At 69.7% G+C, this 22,753-nt stretch carries 19 protein-coding genes and 3 pseudogenes; 14 read left to right on the top strand and 8 right to left on the bottom strand.

The annotated features are described in order from the left end of the window. The first annotated feature begins 40 nt into the window (after nt 1-40). From FHR84_RS00690 to amaP, 4 genes are read left to right on the top strand one after another with little or no spacing between them, the layout of a single operon-like run. Nucleotides 41-220: a DUF2273 domain-containing protein gene (locus tag FHR84_RS00690; RefSeq protein ID WP_179533469.1), complete on the top strand. Its 180-nt coding sequence runs from the start codon at nt 41-43 to the stop codon at nt 218-220. Then, nucleotides 217-612, top strand: coding sequence for an Asp23/Gls24 family envelope stress response protein (locus tag FHR84_RS00685; RefSeq protein ID WP_179533468.1), 396 nt, complete (start codon nt 217-219; stop codon nt 610-612). The genes FHR84_RS00690 and FHR84_RS00685 overlap by 4 nt, the downstream gene beginning before the upstream one ends. A 3-nt stretch (nt 613-615) precedes the next feature. Next, entirely contained in the window at nt 616-1,149 is a 534-nt protein-coding gene (locus tag FHR84_RS00680; RefSeq protein ID WP_179533467.1) for a DUF6286 domain-containing protein, read from the top strand. Nucleotides 1,150-1,178: 29 nt separating this feature from the next. Continuing rightward, the gene (amaP, locus tag FHR84_RS00675) at nt 1,179-1,805 is read left to right on the top strand and encodes an alkaline shock response membrane anchor protein AmaP (RefSeq protein WP_179533466.1); all 627 of its coding nucleotides are present in this window, start codon (nt 1,179-1,181) and stop codon (nt 1,803-1,805) included. A 333-nt stretch (nt 1,806-2,138) separates the two neighbouring features. On the opposite strand, the gene FHR84_RS00670 is transcribed toward amaP, so the two are convergent. Next, entirely contained in the window at nt 2,139-3,041 is a 903-nt protein-coding gene (locus FHR84_RS00670) for an EamA family transporter (RefSeq protein WP_179533465.1), read from the bottom strand. Between the two features lie 318 nt (nt 3,042-3,359). On the opposite strand from FHR84_RS00670, the gene FHR84_RS00665 reads away from it, so the two are divergent. The 3 genes from FHR84_RS00665 (at nt 3,360) to msrB (ending at nt 6,340) form a co-directional block, all read left to right on the top strand. Further along, nucleotides 3,360-4,907 carry an alpha/beta fold hydrolase gene (locus FHR84_RS00665; protein WP_179533464.1) on the top strand — a complete coding sequence of 516 codons (1,548 nt, stop codon included), beginning with the start codon at nt 3,360-3,362 and terminating at the stop codon, nt 4,905-4,907. 576 nt (nt 4,908-5,483) lie between these two features. Continuing rightward, nucleotides 5,484-5,792, top strand: a complete 309-nt coding sequence (locus FHR84_RS00660) for a hypothetical protein (RefSeq protein WP_179533463.1) — start codon at nt 5,484-5,486, stop codon at nt 5,790-5,792. Between the two features lie 113 nt (nt 5,793-5,905). Further along, nucleotides 5,906-6,340, top strand: coding sequence for a peptide-methionine (R)-S-oxide reductase MsrB (gene msrB, locus FHR84_RS00655; RefSeq protein WP_179533462.1), 435 nt, complete (start codon nt 5,906-5,908; stop codon nt 6,338-6,340). An 18-nt stretch (nt 6,341-6,358) separates the two neighbouring features. On the opposite strand, the gene FHR84_RS00650 is transcribed toward msrB, so the two are convergent. From FHR84_RS00650 to hemE, 4 genes are all read right to left on the bottom strand, one after another. Beyond that, complete coding sequence (locus tag FHR84_RS00650; protein ID WP_179533461.1) at nt 6,359-7,030, bottom strand: methyltransferase; 672 nt, start codon at nt 7,028-7,030, stop codon at nt 6,359-6,361. Between the two features lie 135 nt (nt 7,031-7,165). Beyond that, on the bottom strand, nt 7,166-7,864 hold the full coding sequence (hemQ, locus tag FHR84_RS00645; protein ID WP_179533460.1) for a hydrogen peroxide-dependent heme synthase: 699 nt from the start codon (nt 7,862-7,864) through the stop codon (nt 7,166-7,168). A 42-nt stretch (nt 7,865-7,906) separates the two neighbouring features. Further along, nucleotides 7,907-9,334: a protoporphyrinogen oxidase gene (gene hemG, locus FHR84_RS00640; RefSeq protein ID WP_179533459.1), complete on the bottom strand. Its 1,428-nt coding sequence runs from the start codon at nt 9,332-9,334 to the stop codon at nt 7,907-7,909. A gap of 8 nt (nt 9,335-9,342) precedes the next feature. Then, the gene (hemE, locus tag FHR84_RS00635; protein WP_179533458.1) at nt 9,343-10,431 is read right to left on the bottom strand and encodes a uroporphyrinogen decarboxylase; all 1,089 of its coding nucleotides are present in this window, start codon (nt 10,429-10,431) and stop codon (nt 9,343-9,345) included. A 390-nt stretch (nt 10,432-10,821) separates the two neighbouring features. Between hemE and FHR84_RS00630 the strand changes: the two genes are divergently transcribed. The 6 genes and pseudogenes from FHR84_RS00630 to FHR84_RS23065 all read left to right on the top strand — a co-directional run. After that, a complete protein-coding gene (locus FHR84_RS00630) occupies nt 10,822-11,400 on the top strand; it encodes a DUF3000 family protein (protein ID WP_179533457.1) in 579 nt (192 codons plus the stop codon). Nucleotides 11,401-12,069: 669 nt separating this feature from the next. Continuing rightward, nucleotides 12,070-12,723, top strand: a pseudogene (locus FHR84_RS23070) (response regulator). Between the two features lie 89 nt (nt 12,724-12,812). After that, nucleotides 12,813-14,057, top strand: coding sequence for an HRDC domain-containing protein (locus FHR84_RS00620; RefSeq protein ID WP_179533456.1), 1,245 nt, complete (start codon nt 12,813-12,815; stop codon nt 14,055-14,057). A 296-nt stretch (nt 14,058-14,353) separates the two neighbouring features. Continuing rightward, the gene (locus FHR84_RS00615; RefSeq protein ID WP_179534349.1) at nt 14,354-15,547 is read left to right on the top strand and encodes an acetyl-CoA C-acyltransferase; all 1,194 of its coding nucleotides are present in this window, start codon (nt 14,354-14,356) and stop codon (nt 15,545-15,547) included. After that, a complete protein-coding gene (locus FHR84_RS00610) occupies nt 15,544-17,652 on the top strand; it encodes a 3-hydroxyacyl-CoA dehydrogenase NAD-binding domain-containing protein (protein ID WP_179533455.1) in 2,109 nt (702 codons plus the stop codon). Before FHR84_RS00615 ends, FHR84_RS00610 begins: the two co-directional genes overlap by 4 nt. A gap of 141 nt (nt 17,653-17,793) precedes the next feature. Next, nucleotides 17,794-18,174 (top strand): annotated as a pseudogene (locus tag FHR84_RS23065) (Uma2 family endonuclease); the annotation flags it as partial. A gap of 198 nt (nt 18,175-18,372) precedes the next feature. On the opposite strand, the gene FHR84_RS00600 reads toward FHR84_RS23065, so the two are convergent. Next, nucleotides 18,373-19,560 carry a sensor histidine kinase gene (locus tag FHR84_RS00600; RefSeq protein WP_179533454.1) on the bottom strand — a complete coding sequence of 396 codons (1,188 nt, stop codon included), beginning with the start codon at nt 19,558-19,560 and terminating at the stop codon, nt 18,373-18,375. Next, nucleotides 19,560-20,264 (bottom strand): response regulator, encoded by a 705-nt coding sequence (locus FHR84_RS23060; protein ID WP_179533453.1) that lies wholly within the window; start codon nt 20,262-20,264, stop codon nt 19,560-19,562. Before FHR84_RS23060 ends, FHR84_RS00600 begins: the two co-directional genes overlap by 1 nt. 129 nt (nt 20,265-20,393) lie before the next feature. On the opposite strand from FHR84_RS23060, the pseudogene FHR84_RS00590 reads away from it, so the two are divergent. Further along, nucleotides 20,394-20,561, top strand: a pseudogene (locus tag FHR84_RS00590) (helix-turn-helix domain-containing protein); the annotation flags it as partial. A 196-nt stretch (nt 20,562-20,757) separates the two neighbouring features. On the opposite strand, the gene dxs reads toward FHR84_RS00590, so the two are convergent. Next, on the bottom strand, nt 20,758-22,719 hold the full coding sequence (gene dxs, locus FHR84_RS00580) for a 1-deoxy-D-xylulose-5-phosphate synthase (RefSeq protein ID WP_179533452.1): 1,962 nt from the start codon (nt 22,717-22,719) through the stop codon (nt 20,758-20,760). Nucleotides 22,720-22,753 lie beyond the last annotated feature (34 nt).

Raw genomic sequence — 22,753 nt, 5'->3', positions numbered from 1 at the left:
CACCACGCATCCCGCACGACGGAGTAGGAAGGTTTTCGCCTTGAACGCAACCCAGACCGGTTTGCTGGCCGGACTGATCCTCGGAGTAGCGGTGGCCGTGGGGGGTTTCATCGCCTTCCTGATCACGGTAGCCGTGGGTGTGATCGGTTTCGGCGTCGGCCGCTTCGTGGACGGCGGCATGGAGATCGGAGATCTGTTCGGACGGGGCAGGGACCGTTGACCGGAACACTCGATTCCACGAAACCCTCCGTCGAGGACGAGCGCACCGAGCCTTCCCACAGGGGGAAACTGCGGATCGACCGGTCCGTGCTGCGCAAGATCGCCGAACACGCCGCGAACCTCGAACCGGACTGCGTCCGGGTCGGACGTCGCGTCGCGGGGATCGGGATGGGTGAGCACGGTGCCGCGGCACGCGTGACCGGCCCCGACCAGCAGCTGCACGTGCACCTCGATCTCGCGTTGCGCTACCCGGCCCCCGTGACGAGCACCGTCCGGGCCATCCGCGAGCGCGTGGGGGGAGAACTGGACCGTGTGGCGGGGTGCCGGGTCGCCTCGGTCGACGTACGGGTGACCGCGCTGGTCCCGCATCCGCCCGCCCCCCGAGTGGAGTGACCGATGCGCCCATTCGTCCGATTCCTGACAGTGCTGCTCGGTCTGCTCCTGCTGGCCGCGGGAGTGGTGCTGCTGATCGAACTCGTGTGGACGGCGAGCCCTCCGCTCGAGGGAACGTTCCTGCTGGAGCGGCCCCCTCTCGAAGCCGAGCTGCGAACGCTTTCCTGGAACGCCCCCGCGGTGCGGACGGGCGCGGCTGTCACGGCGGTTCTCGGCGTGCTGTTGCTGCTGTTCGGCCTGCGGGCCGGACGCGGTGACATCCGACTGCACGATCCCGCCGAGGGCGTGGCCGTGGTCACCGGACCGCGTTCGCTCGCCAGGGTGGTGGGTCACAAGATGCGCGAGCAGGAGGGCGTGGCCAAGGCCACGGTCGTGGCGCGGCGCAAAGCGGTGCGCGTGACAGCGGTCAGCGAGTTCACCGAAGTCGGAGACCTCGAGCGGAGGCTGGCGGACACGGCACGTGCGACGATCGACGACCTGCCGCTGGTGACCACTCCGCGGGTTTCCGTGACGGTTCGCCCCACCAAACGGAGATGAGCAGCCGAGGCCTCGTCCGGGAGAAGCCGATGACGACAGAACAGCCGAGCACGACAACGGGCGGAAAACGTTCCCCGGCCGGACTTTCCCGCTCGCTGGGCTTCGAACGAGCGGTCACCTCGATCACGGGGCTGCTCGCCCTGGCCGCGGGGGCGCTCGCGCTGTTGGTGGGCTCCGGAGTCCTCGGCGCCTACCGCGCCCGCCGCCCGCTGCTCGATCCGCTCGCGCAACGTTGGGTGAGCGGAAACCCGGGCATCGCCCTCACGGCGGCGGCAATCCTGGGGGTCGTGCTGGTGGTGCTGGGACTCTGGTGGATCACGCACGCGCTGCGTCCCGAAACGCGGCCGAACCTCCACCTGGGTGGCGGAGCCGCGGGCAGGACCTCGCTGTCCGGCTCGGCGCTGAGCGAGGCCGTCCGCGCGGACGCGCGCGAGGTGACCGGTGTCGTCGGGGCCAGGGTGCGCACCACGGGAACCCCGGAGCGTCCCGGACTGCGCGTGGTGCTGTCGCTGCGCGACGACACGGACATCCGCCGGGTCTGGGACGAGCTGGACCACCGGGTGCTCTCCAGGGCACGCAGCGCCCTCGAAACCGAGTCGCTGCCCACCGTCATAAAGCTGGAACTGGACCGCTCCCGCGGGCAGCGGGTCCGCTGACACCCTCCCCCGCGGACAGCCGAACGCTCGTCGTGCGAGCGGCACAGCCGTCGGTGCCCCGGTTCAACCGCCCCGCCGAACTTCCACCGGAAACTTCCGATCAAGGGCACCGTCCGACGCGAATGCTCTGGACCCGTGCAGCACGAGGAGATCCGGTACGTGAGTCGGATGCATCGCGAGGCCGGGCCGCTCGCCGCGCAGGCCGCTACTCGAGAGCGGCCCAGCACAGCGAGGCGCCGACTCACGCGACGGCTAAGAAACCACCCGAGCAACCGGCATCGCCGGAGGTTCCGCCACGCGACCACCTACGCGGACCGAGACGACAAAGTCCTACTACCCGCGTTGACCGCTCCTCGTAGCCCCGATGGAAGCGATCACCACACAGCACACGGCCGACCACTGCAGGGCTCCGAGCCCCTCCCGCAGTACGACCAGGCCGGCCAGCGCGGCCACTGCCGGTTCCAGACTCATCAACACCCCGAACACCCTCGGAGGTATGCGACGCAGGGCCTCCAGCTCCATCGAATAGGGGATGACCGAGGACATCAGGGCGACCACCAGCCCCACCACCAGCACTTCGGGACGCAGCAGAGCGGTGTTCGACTCGACCACCCCGAACGGCAGCACCAGGGCCGCTCCGACGGCCATCCCCACGGCGAGCCCTCCGCCACCGGTGGTCCGGTCGCCGAGCTTGGCTCCCATGATGATGTAACAGGCCCAGAACACGGCCGCCAGCAGCGCGCAACCGACACCGACGAGATCGAGTCCGCCTTCCCCCCTGGACAGCAGCAGCACCCCGAGGGCGGCCAGCACGGCCCACAGCACGTCGAGTTTGCGGCGTGAGCCGAACACTGCCACCGAGAGCGGGCCCAGGAATTCGATCGTGACCGCCACTCCCAGCGGGATGCGTTCGAAAGCCTGGTAAATGCTGGCGTTCATCCCGGCCAGCACCGCGCCGTAACCCGCGACCACGAGGAAGGTCCTCCGGTCCATTCGGGGGGAGGGGCGCCACACCAGCAGCAGCACCAGGGCCGCGAAGGTGAGCCTGATCGCGCTGACCCCGAACGGCCCGGCCAGCGCGAAGAGCTGCTTGGCGAAGGCAGCACCGACCTGCAGGCTGATCATCCCGGTGACCACGAGCATCGGCGGCGGAACCGCCCCGAACGCCCGTCCCGACAGCCTGCCGAGCCGCCCGAGGGGATGCCGACCGACCGCTACCTCTTCCGTGTGCTCCACGTTCGCGTTCCACTCCGTTCCGGCCGAGCACGGCCGATCGACGTTTCCGCGGCTGCCGAACGCCGCTCTTCCTCCGAGACGCGCCGCTGGTGAGAATATGCGAACCGCGCCCTCCGGAGAGCTCCCGGAGGTACCGTCCGTTCCGCGGTCGACGGCCGCCGCGCCACGGCTGGGGTGTTCGGCGGGAGAGGCGGCTCCGCTTGCCGGGGCTCTCCCCGTGTGAACCCGTTAACTCGCGGCTCACGCCCGCCGTGCGATGCTCTCGGCGGTGGGGGAGATCCGCTAGGGACCACCGCACAGCGTTACGAAGGAGCATCCGTGCCGCGCATCATCGGACGAGCCTGCGCCGTCTTGTTGCTACTGGTGGCCGCGGGGTGTTCGGCGGGCCCTTCGGACCGCCCCGCGGTGGCCTACCGCGGCAGCGAGCAGCAGGTACCTCCCGACCGCAGGCTCCCCCAGCAGCAGCCGGTCCCCCCGCTCGGTCCGCGGAGTCAGGACGCCCTCGGCTGGCGCGAATGCACCACGGCGACGAAGAACGACCTCGGCGAAGTCGAGGTCCCCGACGGAATGCGTTTCTCGTGCACGCACCTGAGCACCAGCCTCAGCCCCACGGGGACGCGGCACAGGGGGACGATGCGGCTCTCACTGCTCGGCGTCGGAACCGGCAAGATCCCGCTGGTCGTGGTCAACGACGTTCGCGGCGAGCGGGGAACGACCTTCGCCGCCCGGCTCGCCCTGCACCTTCCCGAGAGGGTGCTGCGCGAGTACACCATCATCGGAATGGACCGCAGAGGCACCGGTGAATCGGATCCCGCCAACTGCGTCCCCGCGCAGAACCGCGAAACCATAACGGGATTCGATCCGAGGGCCACCGAGAAGTCCGAGTTGGACGAGCTGAACGAATCGGTCCGTTCGGCCAGCAAGGAGTGCCTGCTCGAACTCGAACAGCGCGCCCAGGCGTACGACACCAGAAGAGCCGCGGACGATCTGGAGGAACTGCGCATCGAGCTGGGGGTGCCGCGGCTGCACGCCATCGGACGCGGCGAGGGCTCACGCGTGCTGACGACCTACGCGCAGAAGCACCCCGGTTCGGTGGGCAGAACGGTCCTGGACGGGGCTCCCGACCCGGTGCTCGAGTCACTGGCCCGGACGAAGCAGCAGGCGCGCAGCGCCGAACGCACCTTCGACGCCTTCGCCGCCCGATGCGGCGGTTCGGGGGACTGCCCGTTGGGCGACGATCCGCGCGCGCTGCTGGACGGTCTCGTCGAGCGGGCACGTGCGGGCGGTCTGCCCACCGCGGACGAACCGCTGCGGTCCGGCGAGCTGGTTCGCGCGGTGCTGCACGGACTCACCGACGGGGACTCCTGGCCGCGCCTCGAGACGGCGCTGGCCGCCGCGGACAGCGGGGACGCGAGCGACCTCGCCGCGTTCGTCCGCTCCCCGGAACCGGGTGTGAACCGACTGGACGCGCGCATGATCACGCGCTGCAACGACACGATGTTGCGCCTCCCGCCGGAACGCGCGACCGACGTCGCTCGCGAGTGGGCCGACGCTCTTCCGCTGTTCGGCGGGGTGTTCGCGCAACGACTGGTTCAGTGTTCCCTGTGGCCACGCCCCCAGGAAGCACTTCCGACACCCGAAAACGGCGAGCTCCCGCCCGTCCCGGTGATCAGCACCAAGCACGATCCGCTCACTCCCGCCGGCGGAAGCAAGAACATGGCGAGCAGGTTGCCCAGCGGGGTCGCGGTGAACTGGTTGGGAAGCGGTCACGGCGCGATCGGGGATTCGGAATGCGCCACCAGGCTCGTGGGGCGGTTCTTCACGGACGGCGAGGTTCCGCCCGAGGAGACGGCCTGCCCGGCCTGATCGAAGTTTTCCGCTCAGGTTGGCCGGTAGGGCTTCGCCCTCCCGGTTCGCGCGGGTGACAGCTTGGTGAGCCTCCCGCGGGTCCTCGGGAGCGAGTGCCCCGACCTCGGGCAGTGACACCTACACGACGTCGGGGCCGCACTCGCGAGAGCACGAAGCAGGAGAGCCCGCTGCCGTTCGGCTCGACAGAGCCGGCCCCGGCACCACGGCGGCGCAGGGAAGCACCGGGCTCTGACGGCCGAACGAGCACACCGGACAGAGCGCTGTCAGCAGCTGCTGCAGCACCCGCAGGACGGTCCGCTGCAGCTACTGCAGCAACTGCAACCACCGAAGTGGGTTTCCGTCGCGGAATACACTACCGTTCGTTCCATGGCGGCCTCCCGATCGCAGGAACTTCGACGGGCCGATCCTCTCCCGCCCCGATCCGTGTCGATACCGCCGTACGGGCGAGAAGGAACCGTGGAACACCGCCACCGGCGAACGGAACGTGCGCTCTCCCGCCCCCGAAGCTCTCCCCTGCCTACGACGGTGTGAACTCTTCCGCATACGACCGCACCGGGAGTTACCGTTGTAGCCATGGCACGCGCCGAGCACGGCGAACCGGACGAGCCGGCCGGCCGTTTCGCCGACGATCTGATCGGACTGGACCCGTACGACCCCGAGGCCCAGGAGTTCGCCGCACACCTCGACCGCATACAGCAGTGCGACTCCAGATCCACGGTGGAGGGGATGCTGCGCGGGGTGGGGGACTTCGCGCACAGCACCAACCGGCTTCGCGGCGAGCGCCGACTCGTGGCCGTGTTCCTGGTCGTGTTGATGCTGTTCGGGGTCGGGTTCACGGTGTGGAACGCCCTGGTGTACATGACCGCCACCTTCACCGGCTGACCGACGCCTTCCCGGTCGACGGCCAGCGGCGAGGGCGAGCGGGAAAGCTCGACGGGCGCGCTCGCCGCCCGTGCCGACTGGGCCGGCGAACCCCACAGGATTATCGTGGAGGTATGGATCCGGTAGTGGGAGCCACCCCCAAGGTCGTCAAGTCCGAACAGCAGTGGCGGGAGCAGCTCGGCTCCGAGGAGTACGCCGTGCTGCGCGAGGGAGCCACGGAGCCCCCGTACAGCGGGGAGTACGTCGAGGAGAAGTCCGAGGGCGTCTACGAGTGCCGGGCCTGCGGCGCGGAGCTCTTCCGCAGCACGACCAAGTTCGAGTCGCACTGCGGTTGGCCCTCCTTCTGGAACCCGAACGACTCCGACGCCGTGCTGCTGCGCGAGGACCGCTCACACGGAATGGTCCGCGTCGAAGTGCTCTGCGCCTCGTGCCACGGTCACCTCGGGCACGTTTTCGAGGGCGAGGGATACCCCACGCCGACCGACCAGCGCTACTGCATCAACTCGGTCGCGCTGCGGCTGGTGGAAAGCGGCGAGTCCGGAAGCTGACCCCTGGCCGGGACCGCTTCAGCTCATCCGGAACGTGTGGTACCGGGTGGTGCTCTCCGTGCCGGTGACGGCGGTCTCGGCCACCGTCTCGACCGTGAGCTCCTGCTCGGCGGCCAGCTCGAGAAGGTAGTCGACATCACCCGAGGTCCCGAAGAAGACCAGCATCCGGCCCTTCCGGGCCAGGTGTCGCCGCACGTGGGTGAAGAACGTGGTCAGGGTCCGGTACCCGGGATCGGTGATGGCCGCCTCCGTCGCGTCCCGCGCCGCGAACCAGCGGAACGGCGGATCGAAGACGATCAGGTCGAAAAGCCCGGTCACCGCATCGAACACGTCACCGTTCAGGACCCGCACCCGCTCGGCCACTCCGTTGAGCTCGGCGTTGTCCCGCGCGGCGCGCACCGCGGCCGGGTTGACGTCCACGGCGCACACCTCGGAGGCCACCGAGGCCGCGAGCACGGCGTTCACGCCGCTGCCGGTCCCCATGTCGAGGACCCGGTCCCCGGGACGCACCTCGGAGAGCACCGCCTCCCCCAGCAGGTGCGAAACGGGCAGGATCGGCTGCACCGAGGGCGGCACCCCGATCGTTCGGCCCAGATAGCTGAAGGTGCGCTCGACCGAACCCTCCGAGAGGGCGGCCCGGTAGGCGCGCTCGTGCCATCTCCGGACCCGTTCGACCTCTGTGGCCGACATCCTCGGGGTGTGTCGCGCCGCGGAGTCCTCACCTGTTCGTCCCGACCGATCGCGCACTGCCGCTCACCCTCCGCCGATCAACCCCGAACGGAAGGCTGCCGCACGCTCGGGGACGGCGCAAGAGGGTCCTGGGCCTCACGGCAGCCGCGCGACCAGCGTCTCCGGCTCGACGCGGTGACCGGTGTAGAAGGGCGTCTCCTCGCGCACGTGCAACCGGGCCTGGGTCGCCCGCAGCTTGCGCATCACGTCGACCAGCCTGTAGAGCTCGTCGGCCTCGAAGGACAGGATCCACTCGTAGTCCCCCAGCGCGAAGGCCGGGACCGTGTTGGCGCGCACGTCCGGGTAGTCCCGCGCCTCCTTGCCGTGCTCGACGAGCATTTCCCTGCGCTCCTCGTCCGGAAGCAGGTACCACTCGTAGGAACGCACGAACGGGTAGACGCACACGTAGGCGCGGGGTTCCTCACCGGCCAGGAAAGCCGGGACGTGGCTCTTGTTGAACTCGGCGGGCCGGTGCACCGCCACGTTGCTCCACACCGGGTCGCTCGCCCGGCCCAGCGGAGTGTCGCGCCGGAAGTCCGTGTAAGCCGCCTGCACGTCCTCGATGCGCGGCCCGTGCCACCAGATCAGGAAGTCGGCGTCCGCCCGCAGACCGGACACGTCGTAGACACCGCGCACCACGACGTCGGAGGAGTCCTCGAGGCCGTCCAGGAACTCCTTGGTCGCGGTCCCGGCCTTCTCCCTGTCCTCGGGCAGCTCGCCGGGACGAACCCGAAACACCGACCACATGGTGTAACGGATCGTCTCGTTCAGTTCGGCGTAGTTCAGGCGGGCCATACCGCTAGTCTGCCACTGCCCGGAGCGGGGTTCGTGGAGAGGTCAACCACGTGCGTGCCGCTGTCCGGCCCCCAGGAACTCGCCGATCCCCGCCGCGGCCGTCTCACCCGTGCCCACGCAGGCGGGCACGCCCACCCCGTGCAGCGACGCACCGGCGACCTCGAGCCCGGGGGCGCGGGAGACCGCCTCCTCGATCCCGGCCACCGTCTCCGCGTGGCCGACCCCGTACTGCGGCAGCCCACCACCCCACCGGACGACGGCGGTGTCGACGGGCTCGGCCGTCGAACCGGTCAGCTCGGCCAGATCGGCACGGACCCGGCGCAGCAGCTCGGCGTCGTCGACCCGGAGCTCGCCGGGATCGCCCCTGCCGACCGAGGCCCGCACGAGAGGCTCACCGCCGCGCCCGCGCAGATGCGGCCACTTGCGGCTGGAGAGGGTGACGGCCTTGGCGGTGAAGGCCGTTCCGTCCCGGTGCCGCTCCCCGCGCGCGATGAGCACCCCCGAGGCCGGCGGCAGCTCGACTTCGGCCGGGAGGGCCAGGCCGACGACGGCCATCGACGCCAGCGAGATCCCCGCGAAGCCCGCGGAAGCCTCGGGAACGCTCTCGGCCAGCAGCCCGCGGGCCGCGGGAGCGGGAACCGCGAGCACCACGGCGTCGACGTCGAGCCTTCCCGGCCGGGCAGCGGACCCCGTGGAGAGGGACCAACCGCTCCCCTCGCGCCACAACCGTCGTGCGGTGACCCCTCGTTCGATCCGAGCTCCCGAACGACGTTCCAGGGCGTTGACCAGGGTTCCGTAGCCTTCCTCGAAGGCCCCGAACACGGGAGGTCCGGCACTGCCGGGGGGCGTCGGGGCGGGCATCGCCTCGTTGACCGCCTCGGTCAGTGACTCGGCGCCCGCGTCCAGCGCGGCCGCCAGCCCCGGCATGGTCGCGCGCAGTCCCAGAGCGTCGGCCGAGCCTCCGTAGACCCCTCCGAGCAGCGGCTCCACGAGACGCTCCACGACCTCGGCACCGAACCGCCGGCGGAGCAGTTCGCCGACCGAGGCGTCGTCGCCCGCCATCCGGAGCGGTGGCAGCTCGCTCTCCGCACCGACAGCGCGGCACGCGCCGTCGGACAGCACGTTGCGCACGGCCTCGGCCGAAGCGGGAACCCCCATGAACATTCCGCTCGGCAGCGGAAGGGTCGCGCCTCCGGCCCGGATCCGCGCCGAGGCCCCGCTCGGATGCACCAGCTCCGAACCGAGACCGAGTTCCTCGGCCAGCCTGGTGACCTCGGGGCGACGCGCGAGGAACGCCTCGGCGCCGAGGTCGTAGCCGCGCCCCCCGAGTCGGGGGGTGTGCAACTTCCCCCCCAGCCGCTCCGCCTGGTCGAGCACGACGATCTCGGCCGTCTCCCCCAGCAGACGACGCAACCGGTAAGCGGCGGTCAACCCGGAGATCCCGCCCCCGACGACGGCCACCCTGCTCATCGGTCACCTCACCGTCGCCCCGCGCTCGACGAGTGCACGAGCTCCACGATCCGCGTGAGCACGTCGGGGTCCGTGTCGGGCAGCACGCCGTGCCCGAGGTTGAATATGTGCCCACCGGCGGAACGCCCTTCCGCGAGCACCCGCTCGGTCTCGCTCCGCACGGCGTCCCAGCCCGCGAACAGCACGGCCGGGTCGAGATTGCCCTGCACCACGGGCGGCCGGTGCTGCTGAGGATCGAGCCTGTTCACCGCCCTGTCCAGCGGAACCCTCCAGTCGACCCCGACCACGCTGGCTCCCGAGTCCCGCATCGCCGTGAGCAGCTCACCGGTGCCCACGCCGAAGTGGATCCGCGGCACCTCCTCCCCCGAGTGCTCGGCGACACCGCGCAGGATCCTGTTCGTGTGCGGCTGCACGTAAACGGCGTAGTCGTGCGGGGAGAGCGCCCCGGCCCAGGAGTCGAACAGCTGGACGGCGTCCACTCCCGCGTCGATCTGGACGCGCAGGAACTCGAGCGTGGTCTCGGCCAGCTTGCCGAGCAGGGCGTGCCACGTCTCCGGCTCGGAGTGCATCAGGGCCTTGGTCCGCTCGTGGTTGCGGCTGGGCCCTCCCTCGACGAGGTAGGAGGCCAGGGTGAACGGTGCCCCGGCGAATCCGATCAGCGGGGTCGCACCGAGTTCCGCGACCAGGGTCCGGACCGCCTCGGCCACCCCTTCCACCTGCTCGGCCCGCAGCGCGGGCAGGGCGGCGACGTCGGCCGCGCCGCGCACCGGCCGGTTGACGACGGGACCGGTCCCGGCGACGATGTCCAGCTCCACCCCGGAGGCGTACAGCGGGAGCACGATGTCGCTGAACAGGATCGCCGCGTCCACCCCGTGCCTGCGCACCGGTTGCATCGTTATCTCGCTGACCAGATCCGGGGTGAGGCACGCCCGCAGCATCGGCACCCCTTCGCGGGTGCGGCGGTACTCCGGCAGCGAGCGCCCCGCCTGACGCATGAACCACACCGGTGTGTGTGCCGGAGTGCCACCACGCGCGGCCACGAGCAGCGGCGCCTCGTCGAGCTGACGACGGTTCGACACGTTCGCGGGAAGGCTCATGAAAACTCCGCTGGTCGTAAGGGCGGAAGGGCCGTGGAGCTACCACGGTCCGCAACGGTCACGGCGAAGCGCCGCAGGGCAGTCCGGGGAGCATCGTGGCAGCGCACCGCGTTTCCCGTCACGCGAGGCAGGCGGGAGCACGGCAGGAACGAGCCACTGTACGCCCCTGCGGGTGATCGGGTCCGTCTCGACGGACCCGAGGTCATGCTCGCACGCCGTGCGCGCCGGGCATCGTCCGGTCCCGCGTCACCCGAGGCCCGGTTCCCGTTCCGCGCGACCCCGCGATTCCCCCGGTACAGCCAAGGATCCGACTTCCTTCGGAGGAAGTTGTCGATGATCCACGGCGTGGCGTCACCACTCGGGAACGCAACGGGCTTACAGTTACCTGCCGTGACCGAGATGTCGGCGATTCCCCTTGTTTTTCGGGACGCGGTTGCCGCGTTGAAGTCCCTCGCACCACGTAGGGAGATTGAACTCGACGAGATCCGCCCACCGAAACGCCTGGCTCCGTGGACCTACGCGCTGGGCGCGGAGACGTGCGGCCCGAGCGGGACCGAGGTCACCGCCCGGTTGGTGTTGCTGCACGATCCGGACGGGCACCCCTCCTGGGGGGGCGTGCTGCGCATGGTGGTCTACCTGCGTGCCGAAGTGAATCAGGATTTGGCCCACGATCAGGGAATCACCGAACTCGGCTGGTCCTGGCTGACCGGAGCGCTGCGTTCGTGCCGCACGTCGCACACCGCGCTCGGCGGGACGGTCACGGTCTCCTCCTCGACGAAATTCGGCGAGCTCGCCCTCCCCGAGCAGGAGCACGAACTGGAACTGCGCGGCTCCTGGACCCCGTTGGACGAGGAGCTGTCCGCGCACGGACGTGCTTTCCACGAGCTGCTCTCCTCCGCCGCGGGCCTGCCCCCCGTGGGGGTGAGCGTGCTGGGCACCCGTTCCGCTGAGCGACGCAGGAACTCCTGAAGCATCTCTTCGTCCTCGGGAGCGTCCCGGGAGCGACCGGGCCGCTCCCGGGACGCCGGAGTCCCCGCGCCGGTTTCCGGGCCGTCGGATCCGCTCGTGGAACCGTCTCCGGCCCCGCACCGAGCGCGCCGCCCGCAGGCGAGCCGTCTCGCGCGCTTCGAAAACCTCGACGAGACGAGCGACACACCTCCTTCCCGGTTCCCGCATGCCGGGAGATACTCCCGTGAATGGGAAAACCGGCAACAATCGTCGAAACACTCGCTCGATCCGGGCGCCCGTCGTCGGCACCGCCTCGCGCGCCTTCGAGGGATGCGCTGCTCGTACCCCGCCACTGAGCGCGAACTTCCACCACCAGGAAAGTCCTATATCGAATGAACACGCACTGGTGTTAACACCGTTTTCGAGTACCACCCGAAAGAGGGAAGAAGAGTCACTTTGAGGACAACTCGATCGGGATACATACCCATTTGATCGTCCCAATAATCCGCTCGGACGGTTACGCTACAACTTGAACGACACCACTTTCGGTCGATCAGTGGCGCGGCTGATTGGCCGAGAGTCCCGGTGCCGGTCGGGGGGCACGACCGACTCCAGGGAGGTAGTGACGTGGCTGCCGTCGGCTTAGGTCAGGCCGCTCGTACCACGCCAGCCGGCACACTGCCGGCGAACATGGTTCCGCATCCGCGGGAAGAGCTGTTCACGGTGCTCGTGGTGGACGATCATCCGCTGCTCCGGGAGGCCATATCCTCCCGGCTGCTGCAGATGGGCGCCGGCACGGTGCACGAAGCCGCATCGATGGCCGAGGCCAAGGCGCGTGCCTTGGCAACCGGTCCGTGCGATCTAGCAGTGCTCGATCTGGGACTGCCGGACGGGACAGGTGTTGACCTGGTTACCGAATTACGTACCCAGGGCTGGCCGCGAATCGTGGTGCTCGCGTCTTCCGACGACCCGTACGCGGTGCGTGCCGCTTTTCAGGCAGGAGCTCAGGCTTACCTGCTGAAATCGGCCTCACCCACGGTCGTCACGGACGGGGTGCGCCGCGTACTCGACGGCGGGGTGTAAGCCGACCCGAACGTGGCCCCGGTGCTCGCTGCCGGTACCCGAGTCCCGGGAACCGACAACACACCGCGTGAGCTGTCCGCTCGCGAGATCGAAGTGCTGCAGCTGGTGGCCGATGGCCGATCGAACAAAGAGATCGGCGAGACGCTCAATTTGTCCGCGCTCACGGTGAAGAGTCACCTGTCGCGGATCGGGCGCAAGCTGGGCACCGGTGATCGTGCGCAGATGGTCGCTTTGGCGATGCGTGCCGGGGTGATTCGATGATCGGATAAACGCTGTTGGGCGGCCCGGTGTCGACGAAATCGGACCATTTGGCTCACTCGGTCGGAGGAAGGACGTATCGTCTGGGAGCCGTGGATACTGTTCACTCCGATTTCGTCGACCCGGACCGTTCCGAACCGGTACTGCTGACACGTCCCTCCGGTGGTGTTCCACCGGTGGTCGAGCAGACCCGGTCCCTTCGTCTCGCCGCCGCGGCACTGGCCGCGGGCAGCGGGCCGGTCGCGATCGACACCGAACGCGCCTCGGGCTACCGGTACTCGCAGCGGGCGTACCTGCTGCAGTTACGCCGCGAGGGCACCGGAACGGTGTTGATCGACCCGATCGCGCTGGCGGGAGAGCTGGGACCGCTCATCACTGCGCTGAGCGACGTCGAATGGATACTGCACGCCGCTTCGCAGGACCTTCCGTGCCTTTCCGAGCTCGGGATGCGGCCGAAGCTGCTCTTCGACACGGAACTGGCGGGACGCCTGGCCGGTTACGAGCGCGTCTCCCTCGGGGCGCTGGCCGAGAAGCTGCTCTCCTACCGGCTGGAGAAGGGCCACGGCGCGGCGGACTGGTCCCGCAGACCGCTGCCCCGCGAGTGGCTGGTCTACGCCGCGCTCGACGTGGAACTGCTCGTCGAACTTCGCGCCGCCCTGTACGAGGACCTGGAGCGGCAGGGCAAGCTCGACTGGGCGTTCCAGGAGTTCGAGGCCGTGCGCACGGCTCCCCCACCGGGGCCCCGCGCGGAACCGTGGCGACGCACCTCCGGGATACACCGCCTCCGCGGCCCCAGACAGCTGGCGATCGTGCGGGCGCTGTGGCGAACCCGTGACGAGCTCGCCCGGCGCAAGGACATCGCGCCCGGACGCGTGCTTCCGGACAGCGCGATCGTGCGAGCGGCTCAACAGAACCCGAGCACTCGCGAGGAGCTGGTCGCGCTGCCGATCTTCAGCGGAAAACAGCAGCGCAGGCGCGCGCCGCAGTGGTTCGACGCGCTGAAGACAGCACGGGAGCTGCCCGAGGACCAACTTCCCGAAACCAGTCCGGCCAACGAGGGCCCGCCCCCGACCAGCCGGTGGCACGACCGGGACCCGACGGCGGCAGCCCGGCTGAACGCCGTCCGCAACGTGCTGAGCGGGATCGCCGAAGCGAACACGCTGCCGGTGGAGAACCTGTTGCTTCCCGACATCGTGCGCAGGTTGTGCTGGCAGCCTCCCGACGAGAGGGGACCGGAGCAGGTGGCCGAGGTGCTGCGCGAGCGCGGCGCGCGACAGTGGCAGATCGAGCTGACCGCCGCGGAGATCGCGGCCGCGTTGCGCGCGAGCGGCGAGTGACCCCGGAAAAGCCGCACCGGGCCCGTGTTCGTCCGCCGAGGGACCGGACGCGTGTGACCGTTGAATTCGTGGTGTGGTTCAGCAGACAACGATCCCGCTGGTTACCGATCGGTAATGAGCGCTAGAGTGCACGTTACCGGCCGGTAGCGGCGTAGCCCTCCGTCGGGCTGCCCTCTCCGCCCGGCCTGGCGCGTACCCATATCGAGAAGGAGCACGCCGTGGCAGCACCTGCGTCGGCATCAGCCGACACGAGCAGCGGCCCCGCATCAGCGGGAGCACCGCGTGCCCCCAGGAACGTGGTCTTCGTCGACGGCGTCCGCACGCCGTTCGGCAAGGCCGGTCCGAAGGGCATGTACGCCGAGACCCGCGCGGACGACATGATCGTCAAGGTCATCCGCGAACTGTTGCGCAGGCACCCCGAACTTCCCCCCGAACGGATCGACGAAGTCGCGGTCGCGGCCACCACGCAGATCGGTGACCAGGGACTGACGATCGGCAGGAACGCGGCGCTGCTCGCAGGCCTGCCCAAGTCCGTCCCCGGCTTCGCCATCGACCGGATGTGCGCCGGAGCCATGACAGCCGTGACCACCACGGCGGGCGGCATCGGGATCGGCGGGTACGACATCGCCTTCGCGGGCGGTGTCGAGCACATGGGCAATCACCCGATGGGCGAGGGCGTCGACCCGAACCCCCGGTTCGTCTCCGACAACCTGGTCGACTCCTCCGCACTGGTGATGGGGTCCACAGCGGAGAACCTGCACGACAGGTTCCCGAAGCTGACCAAGCAGCGCACCGACGCCTACGCCGCCCTCAGCCAACAGCGTTACGAGGCGGCGGCCGAGGCCGGAAAGATCGCCGCGGACCTGGCCCCGGTCGCCACCCGCTCCGGCGAGCACGGCTGGGGACTGGCCACGGCCGACGAACCGCCGCGCCCCGGGACCACCGCGGAGTCCCTGGAAGGTCTGAAGACTCCGTTCCGCCCCCACGGCAGGGTGACCCCGGGTAACTCGGCCGGGCTCAACGACGGCGCCACCGGTTGTGTGGTCGCCGACGAGCACACCGCGCGCGAGCTCGGGCTCCCGGTCGGCATGCGCATGGTCGGCTACTCCTTCGCGGGCGTGGAGCCGGAGGTCATGGGCGTGGGCCCGGTGCCGGCCACCGAGAAGGCCCTCAAACGCGCCGGTCTCACCATCGACGACATCGGCCTGTTCGAGATCAACGAGGCGTTCGCCGTGCAGGTTCTCGCCTTCCTGGACCACTTCGGCATCGCCGAGGACGACGAACGGGTCAACCCGTGGGGTGGCGCCATCGCCTGCGGGCACCCGCTGGCCTCCTCCGGAGTCCGCCTGATGACCCAGCTCTCCAGGCACTTCGCCGAACATCCCGAGGTCCGCTACGGCATCACGACGATGTGCGTCGGCTTCGGCATGGGCGGCACCGTCATCTGGGAAAACCCGCACCACGACGAGACCGCTGGGGGCGCCAAGTGAGCACCGAAACCGATTTCGCAGCGCTGTTCCCCGACGAAGTCGTCACCGAGGCCCGCACCCGGCTGGTCGACGTCCCCGGGCTGAGCGGCAAACTCGCGCTGGTCACCATCGACAACGGCCACGATCACACCAAACCCTCCACGTTCGGTCCCGCCGGGCTTTCCGCGCTGGACAAGGCGCTGGACGAGGCCTTCGCCGCGGAGCCCGCCGCGATCGCGGTCACCGGCAAGCCCTTCGTGTTCGCCGTCGGGGCCGACCTGAGCGGGATCGGCCAGCTCACGGAGCGCGCGCACGCGCACCGGATCGCCAAGACCGGCCACGACGTGTTCCGCAGGCTCACGGAATCGCGGATCCCCACCTTCGCCTTCGTCAACGGTGCCGCGTTGGGTGGTGGGCTGGAACTCGCCCTCTCCTGCCACTACCGCACGGTGGCCGACAACGTGAGCGCCATCGCGTTCCCGGAGTGCTTCCTCGGGTTGTTCCCCGGTTGGGGCGGCACGCAACTGCTGCCGAACCTGATCGGCGCGGACCAGGCCGTGAGCGTCATCCTCGAGAACTCGCTCAACCAGAACAAGATGCTCAAGCCCGGCAAGGCCACCGGCATGGGCATCTTCGACGTCGAGCTGGAGTCCCCGGACTTCCTCGAGGAATCGGCGCGCTGGGCCGCCCGCGTGGTCAACGGGGAGCAGACCGTGCGGCGCCCCGAGATCGACAGGGGGCAGGCCTGGGACGAGGCGATCAACCGCGCGAGGGAGCTCGTCGCCTCCAAGACGCACGGCGCCTCCCCCGCCGTGGACAAGGCGGTCGAGCTGATCGACCTCGCCAGGAACGGTGACCTGGACGAGGGCTACGCCGCCGAGACCGAGGCGCTGGCCGACGCCCTGATGTCCGACGAGCTGCGTGCCGGGCTGTACGCCTTCGACCTGACCCAGAAAAGGGCGAAGAAACCGGCTGGTGCTCCGGACAAGTCCCTGGCCAGGGACGTCAACAAGGTCGGTGTGGTCGGCGCGGGCCTCATGGCGGGCCAGCTCGCCCTGCTGTTCGCGCGGCGCCTGGAAGTGCCGGTCGTGCTGACCGATGTCGACCAGGAGCGCATCGACAAGGGCGTCGCCTACGTGCACGGCGAGATCGACAAGCTCGCGGAGAAGGGCCGCCTCTCGGCCGACGGAGTGAACCGGATCAAGGACCTGGTCACCGGTTCGCTCGACAAGCGGGCCTTCGCCGACGCCGACTTCATCATCGAGGCCGTGTTCGAGGAGATGTCGGTCAAGCGGCAGGTCTTCGGCGAGCTCGAGCAGCACATCTCCTCCGAGGCCGTGCTGGCCACCAACACCTCCTCGCTGTCGATCAGCGAGATGGGCGCGGAGCTGGACCACCCGGAGCGTGTCGTCGGGTTCCACTTCTTCAACCCCGTGGCGGTGCTGCCGCTGCTGGAGATCGTGCGTGGTGAGCGGACGGACGACGCGACGCTGGCCACCGCCTTCGCGGTCGGCAAGAAGCTCAAGAAGTCCTGCGTGCTGGTCGCGGACGCGCCCGCTTTCGTGGTCAACCGGCTGCTGACCCGTTTCCTCGGCGAGGTCATCGCCTCGGTCGACGAGGGCACTCCGTTCGAGGTCGCCGACCGGGCACTGGAGCCGCTCGGCCTGCCGATGAGCCCGATGGTGTTGTTGCAACTGGTCGGTCCCGCCATCGCCCAGCACGTCAACGAGACCATGCACGCCGCCTACCCGGATCGCTTCGGGCTCAGCGACAACCTTCAGCGGTTCGTCGAGGCGGGCAAGACGTCCGTGTGGACCACCGCCGAGGCGGGGAACCAAATCGTCGACCCCGAGGTCGCCGAGCTCTGGAAGCAGGGCGACGCACCGCTGTCCGAGGAGCAGGTCCGCGACAGGGCGCTGCGTGCGCTGGCCGAGGAAGCTCGGATCATGCTGGACGAGGACGTGGTGGTCGAGGCCCCCGACCTCGACCTGTGCATGCTCCTCGGAGCGGGCTGGCCCTTCTGGTTGGGCGGGATCACCCCCTACCTGGACCGCGCGGGCTACTCCGAGTCGGTCAACGGCGAGCGGTTCCTCGAGCCGGGAGTCGCGAGCGTGCCGAACTCCTGACCGGAGTTCTCCGCTCGGCTAGACGATCGGGCCGGGGCGGTTGCGCGGCCGCCCCGGCCCCTTCCCGTGCTCACTGTGCCGGTGCTCCCGCGGTCCCACGTTGTGGCATGATGAATCGCGAACGAGGTGAGGTGATGCTCGGTGACCGCGCTTGTACAGCACGAGATCGGCCCGTTCACGATCGAGGACTGGCACGCGCTGCCCGCCCGCGCCGACGGGTCGCGCCTGGAACTGCTCGAGGGGTACTGGCTGGTGACGCCACCGCCGAGCGGCCCGCACCAGTGGGCCGAGAACGAAATCATCCTGCTGTTCAAGAACGCGTTGCGTGAGGCGAACCGTTCCGAGCTGTACGCGGTGGGCGGCATCGGGGTGGAGATCGGCTCCGAGCAGCGGACCGCGCTGATCCCGGACTTCGTCGTGCTGGACACCGCGCCCGTCGGGACCTCGTTCGCTCCCGAGCACGTCCTGCTCGCGGGTGAGATCTGGTCCCCGGGCAACAGCCCGCGGGAGCAGCGGGACAAGCTGGACGCCTACGCCCGCGCGGGAGTGCCCTCCTTCTGGAGCGTGGCCCAGGACAACCGGGGGCCGACCGAGCTCGTCACCTACCGGCTGGACCGGGGGGCACTACGTGCCGGCCACTTCGGTCCGCGCCGGCGACGGGGCGGTGCGCGCCGCCGAGGCCCCCGAACCCGCCGTAGTGGACATCGCCGCGCTGCGCCTCTAGAGCGCACCGGCCACGTCCCCTGCCGCAGGCACCCACGCGGTCACGCTCAACCCGCCACCGACGACCGGCTCAGCCCGCACCTGTCCACCGTGCGCCGCCGCGGCGGCACGCACGACGGAAAGCCCCAGTCCCGCCCCCGCACGGCTCGTTCGCTCGGCTCCCGCCCTGCGGAAGGGCTCGAACAGGTTCTCCACGCGTTCCGCGTCCACGTGGCTTCCGGAGGAGGAAACCGTCAGGAAGGCCCACCTCCCGGAAACTCCGGTGTCCACCTCGATCCATCCGCCGCGGACGTTGTGCCGCACGGAGTTCTCCAGCAGGTTGCCCGCCACCCGTTCGAGCAGCGCGGAATCGCCCATCGCGACCGCGGGAGCGTGGCCGACCCCGACACGCAGCTCCGCGGCGGTGATCTCGGCGTCGATGCTCTTCAACGCGTTCCCGGCGATCTCGGTGAGATCGACCCGCTCCCGCTCCGGGAGCTCGGAGCCCTCGGTGCGGGCCAACAGCAGCAACGACTCGACCAGCCGCTCCGACTTGGCCGTGGCCTCGCGGACCACCTCGGCCATCCTGCGCAGTTCCTCCGCGTCCGCCCGCGGATCGGACAGCGTGACGTCCAGCTCGGTGCGGATGACCGACAACGGCGTGCGCAGCTCGTGACTCGCGTTCGCCACGAACCGGTGCTGTGACTCGAACGCCGTCTGCAACCTGTCCAGCATTCCGTCGAAGGTGTCGGCGAGTTCGGCCACCTCGTCCCGCGGACCGTCCAGCTCGATCCGGCTGCCCAGCGAGCGGGCGGTCAGCCGCCGCGCCGTACCGGTCACCTCGTTGAGGGGGCGCAGCACTCTCCCGCAGACCGACCAGGACAGCACCGCCGCGGCGAGCACGACGCTCACGAAGGCCACTGCCCCCACCGACAGGACCTGGCTCCTGGCGTGGTTCCGCAGTGCCGCCCCCACGTCCTCCGCGGAGACCACGGCCCCGTCCAGCCGCACGGTCGTGCCCTCGGGCACACGCGGCACGGCCGCGACCACGTCCCCCACCAGCAACCAGCCGAGCCACAGCAACAACGCGCTGCCCCCCGCCACGAGCACGGTGGCCAGCATCGTCAACCGAAGCCGCAGGCCGGGACCACGTCTGGTCCTGCTCGCCGAGGAGAACAGCTCCGGCGAATCCTCCGGAAGGGACATCAACTCCGCCCCGCGTCGGAGGTGTCGAGCGTCGTCTCAGCCCCCGCCGAGGGAATCCGGTAACCGGATCCGACCACAGTGTCGATCACACCCGGCTCACCGAGTTTTTTGCGCAGGGTCATCACGGTCACCCGAACGGTCGTGGTGAAGGGGTCCGCGTGCTCGTCCCACACCCGCTCCAGCAGTTCCTCGGAGCTGACCACCTCCCCGTTCGCGGAGAGCAGCACCTCGAGGACCCCGAACTCCTTGCGGGTCAGCTCTATCTCCCCCCCGGGACGGCGAACCCTTCTTCGGGCGGAGTCGAGCACGAGCTCGGTCGCCGTCAGCGTCGGAGGACTCGCCGGAGTGGAACGTCTGCCCAACGCGCGCACCCGGGCGACGAGCTCGTTGAAGGCGAACGGTTTGGCGAGGTAGTCGTCGGCTCCCAGTGAGAGCCCCTCCACCCGGTCCTCGACGCTGCCGCTGGCCGTGAGCATCAGCACCCTGGTGAGCGCTTCGGAAGCGACGATCTCCCCGCAGAGCTCGTCCCCGGACAGCTGGGGCAGATCCCGGTCCAGCACGATCACGTCGTATCTGGTGACCATCGCCTTCTCCTGGCCGTCGGGCCCGTCGTAGGCGATGTCGACGGCCAGGCCTTCACGCCGCAGCCCACGCGCTATGGCATCGGCGAGCGGTTGTTCGTCCTCCACCACAAGGATCCGCACGTCTTCACCTGTCTCCTATCGATGGAAGCCCCGGGCTTCGGTTCGGGGAGGAAATCGGTCTCGAGTGTTGTGCGGCGCGATCACACGCCCGGAGTTACTCGTGCTCGACAGTCGTGGAAAATGATCGGTGTGCGGACAGCGTACAAGTGCCGGGCCTGCCCGGATGCCGAGCAGGCGCCCCTGTTGGTCCGTGCGTTCGGCTGCGTGCGCCTGGTGCGGAACAGGACCCTCGATGCGCGGCACCGCCGCCGGCACACCGAGGGCCGGGCCACCTCGTACCGGGAGACCGACGCGGCCAAGAACATCCTGGCCGCTGGTCGAGCGGTAGTCGGGTAGCGCACCGGCGAAGCCTGTGGAGCCGGTGTGAGTCCGCAAGGGTCCTCCCTTCGGCAATCGGCTGGGAAGCAGGACCCCTCGGGCGCGAGCCCGACGGGGAACCCCGCCTCCAAGGCGGGGAACAGTCAAACTGCCACAGCGACGCTCTTGCCGACGATCAGGACTCGGAGAGGTCGGTCGCCTCCGAGCGGGAGGTGTCCAGATCGGCGACCCGGGGGGACGAGTCCTCCATGCTGCCCTCGAGCCGATCGGCGACCCACTCGGTGATCCGCCGGGCCACGTCCTGCTCCGTCAGCCCCAGCTCGGCGAGCACCTCGCCCCTGGAAGCGTGGTCCAGGAAGCGGTTCGGGATGGCGAGGTCCCGCAGCGGGACGTCCATCTCGGCGTCGCGGAGCGCGGCCGCCATCGACCAGCCGAAACCGCCGTGCCTGCCGCAGTCCTCCAAGGTGACCACCAGGCGGTGCTGTCCGGCGAAATCGAGCATGGCCCCCGGCACGGGGCTCACCCAGCGCGGATCGACCACGGTCACCCCGATGCCCTGGTCCGACAGCCGCTCCGCCGCGGCCACGGCCATTTCCGCGAAGGCGCCCACCGCCCCCAGCAGCACATCGGAGTTCTCGTGCTCGGCGGGGCGGCGCAGCACGTCCACCCCGTTCACCCGCTCGAGCGCGGGGACCTCCTCGATGACGGTGCCCTTGGGGAAGCGCACCGCTGTGGGCCCGTCGTCGACGGCCACCGCCTCGCGCAGCTCCTCGCGCAGGGTTCCGGCGTCCCGTGGTGCGGCCACCCTGAGGCCGGGAATCATGCCCAGCACGGACAGGTCCCACATCCCGTTGTGGCTGGGCCCGTCGTCGCCGGTGACTCCGGAACGGTCCAGCGTCACCGTCACCGGCTGGCGGTGCAGCGCCACATCCATGAGCAGCTGGTCGAAGGCCCGGTTCAGGAACGTGGAGTAAACCGCGAAGACGGGATGCAGTCCCGCCATGGCCATCCCCGCGGCCGAGGTCATGCCGTGTTGCTCGGCGATGCCCACGTCCACGCACCTGTCGGGGTAGTGCCTGCCGAACTTGTCCAGTCCCGTCGGCCCGAGCATCGCACCGGTTATCGCCACGACGTCCTCGCGCTCCCCTCCGATCCGGACCAGCTCGTCGGAGAACACGCTGGTCCAGCTGGTCGCGCTCGGACCGGTCGGAGCGCCCGTGTTCGGGTCCATGACCTTGACCTGGTGCATCTGGTCCGCTTCGTGGTTCTCCGCCGGAGCGAACCCGTTGCCCTTCTGGGTGACCGCGTGGACGATGACCGGACCGCCGAAGGTCTTGGCCATCCCCAGCGCGTAGTCCAGCGCCTTGAAGTCGTGACCGTCGACCGGTCCCAGGTACTTGATCCCCAGGTCGGAGAACATGACCTGCGGGCTCAGCGCGTCCTTGATTCCGCGTTTCGCCGCGTGCAGCCCCGTGTACAGGGGCCTGCCCACCACGGGCAGGTTGCGCACGGTCCGCCTGCCGTTCTCCAGGGCCCGTTCGTAACCGGGGCGCAACCGCAGCGAGGCGAGGTGCTCGGCCAGCCCACCGATCGTGGGGGCGTAGGAGCGACCGTTGTCGTTCACGACGATGACGAGGGGACGTTCCTGGTCGGCGGCGATGTTGTTCAACGCCTCCCAGCACATACCTCCGGTCAGCGCACCGTCACCGACCACGGCCACGACGTGCCGGTCCGTTTCGCCGAGCTGGAAGGCCCGCGCCAGCCCGTCCGCGTACGAGAGGGAGGTGGAGGCGTGGCTGTTCTCCACCAGGTCGTGCTCGCTCTCCGCGCGGGAAGGGTATCCGGACAGGCCGCCACGCTTGCGCAGCCGCTCGAAGCCTTCCTGCCTACCGGTGATGATCTTGTGCACGTAGGCTTGGTGCCCGGTGTCGAACACGACCGCGTCGCGCGGTGATTCGAACGCCCGGTGCACGGCCAGAGTCAGTTCCACCGCACCCAGGTTCGGCCCGAGGTGCCCTCCGGTGCGCGAGATCTTGTCGATCAAGAACGATCTGATCTCGGCGGCGAGCTCAACCAACTCACCGTGCTCCAGGCGCTGTACATCGGCCGGACTGTGCACGGACTCCAGCAGCGTCACCGCTCCACCTCGCTCGTCGTGCCCGACTACAGGT

The sequence above is a fragment of the Actinopolyspora biskrensis genome (assembly GCF_013408175.1).
GTDB lineage: Bacteria > Actinomycetota > Actinomycetes > Mycobacteriales > Pseudonocardiaceae > Actinopolyspora > Actinopolyspora biskrensis.
The sequence above is the reverse complement of the archived record's forward strand: the minus strand, read 5'-3'. Positions and strand labels throughout refer to the sequence as shown.

Bases quoted from the DNA above. Each gene is read 5' to 3' on its own strand.
- FHR84_RS00680 (WP_179533467.1), top strand. From the start codon at position 616: ATGCGCCCATTCGTCCGATTCCTGACAGTGCTGCTCGGTCTGCTCCTG.
- amaP (WP_179533466.1), top strand. From the start codon at position 1,179: ATGACGACAGAACAGCCGAGCACGACAACGGGCGGAAAACGTTCCCCG.
- FHR84_RS00660 (WP_179533463.1), top strand. From the start codon at position 5,484: ATGGCACGCGCCGAGCACGGCGAACCGGACGAGCCGGCCGGCCGTTTC.
- msrB (WP_179533462.1), top strand. From the start codon at position 5,906: ATGGATCCGGTAGTGGGAGCCACCCCCAAGGTCGTCAAGTCCGAACAG.
- FHR84_RS00650 (WP_179533461.1), bottom strand. From the start codon at position 7,030: ATGTCGGCCACAGAGGTCGAACGGGTCCGGAGATGGCACGAGCGCGCC.
- hemQ (WP_179533460.1), bottom strand. From the start codon at position 7,864: ATGGCCCGCCTGAACTACGCCGAACTGAACGAGACGATCCGTTACACC.
- hemG (WP_179533459.1), bottom strand. From the start codon at position 9,334: ATGAGCAGGGTGGCCGTCGTCGGGGGCGGGATCTCCGGGTTGACCGCC.
- hemE (WP_179533458.1), bottom strand. From the start codon at position 10,431: ATGAGCCTTCCCGCGAACGTGTCGAACCGTCGTCAGCTCGACGAGGCG.
- FHR84_RS00600 (WP_179533454.1), bottom strand. From the start codon at position 19,560: ATGTCCCTTCCGGAGGATTCGCCGGAGCTGTTCTCCTCGGCGAGCAGG.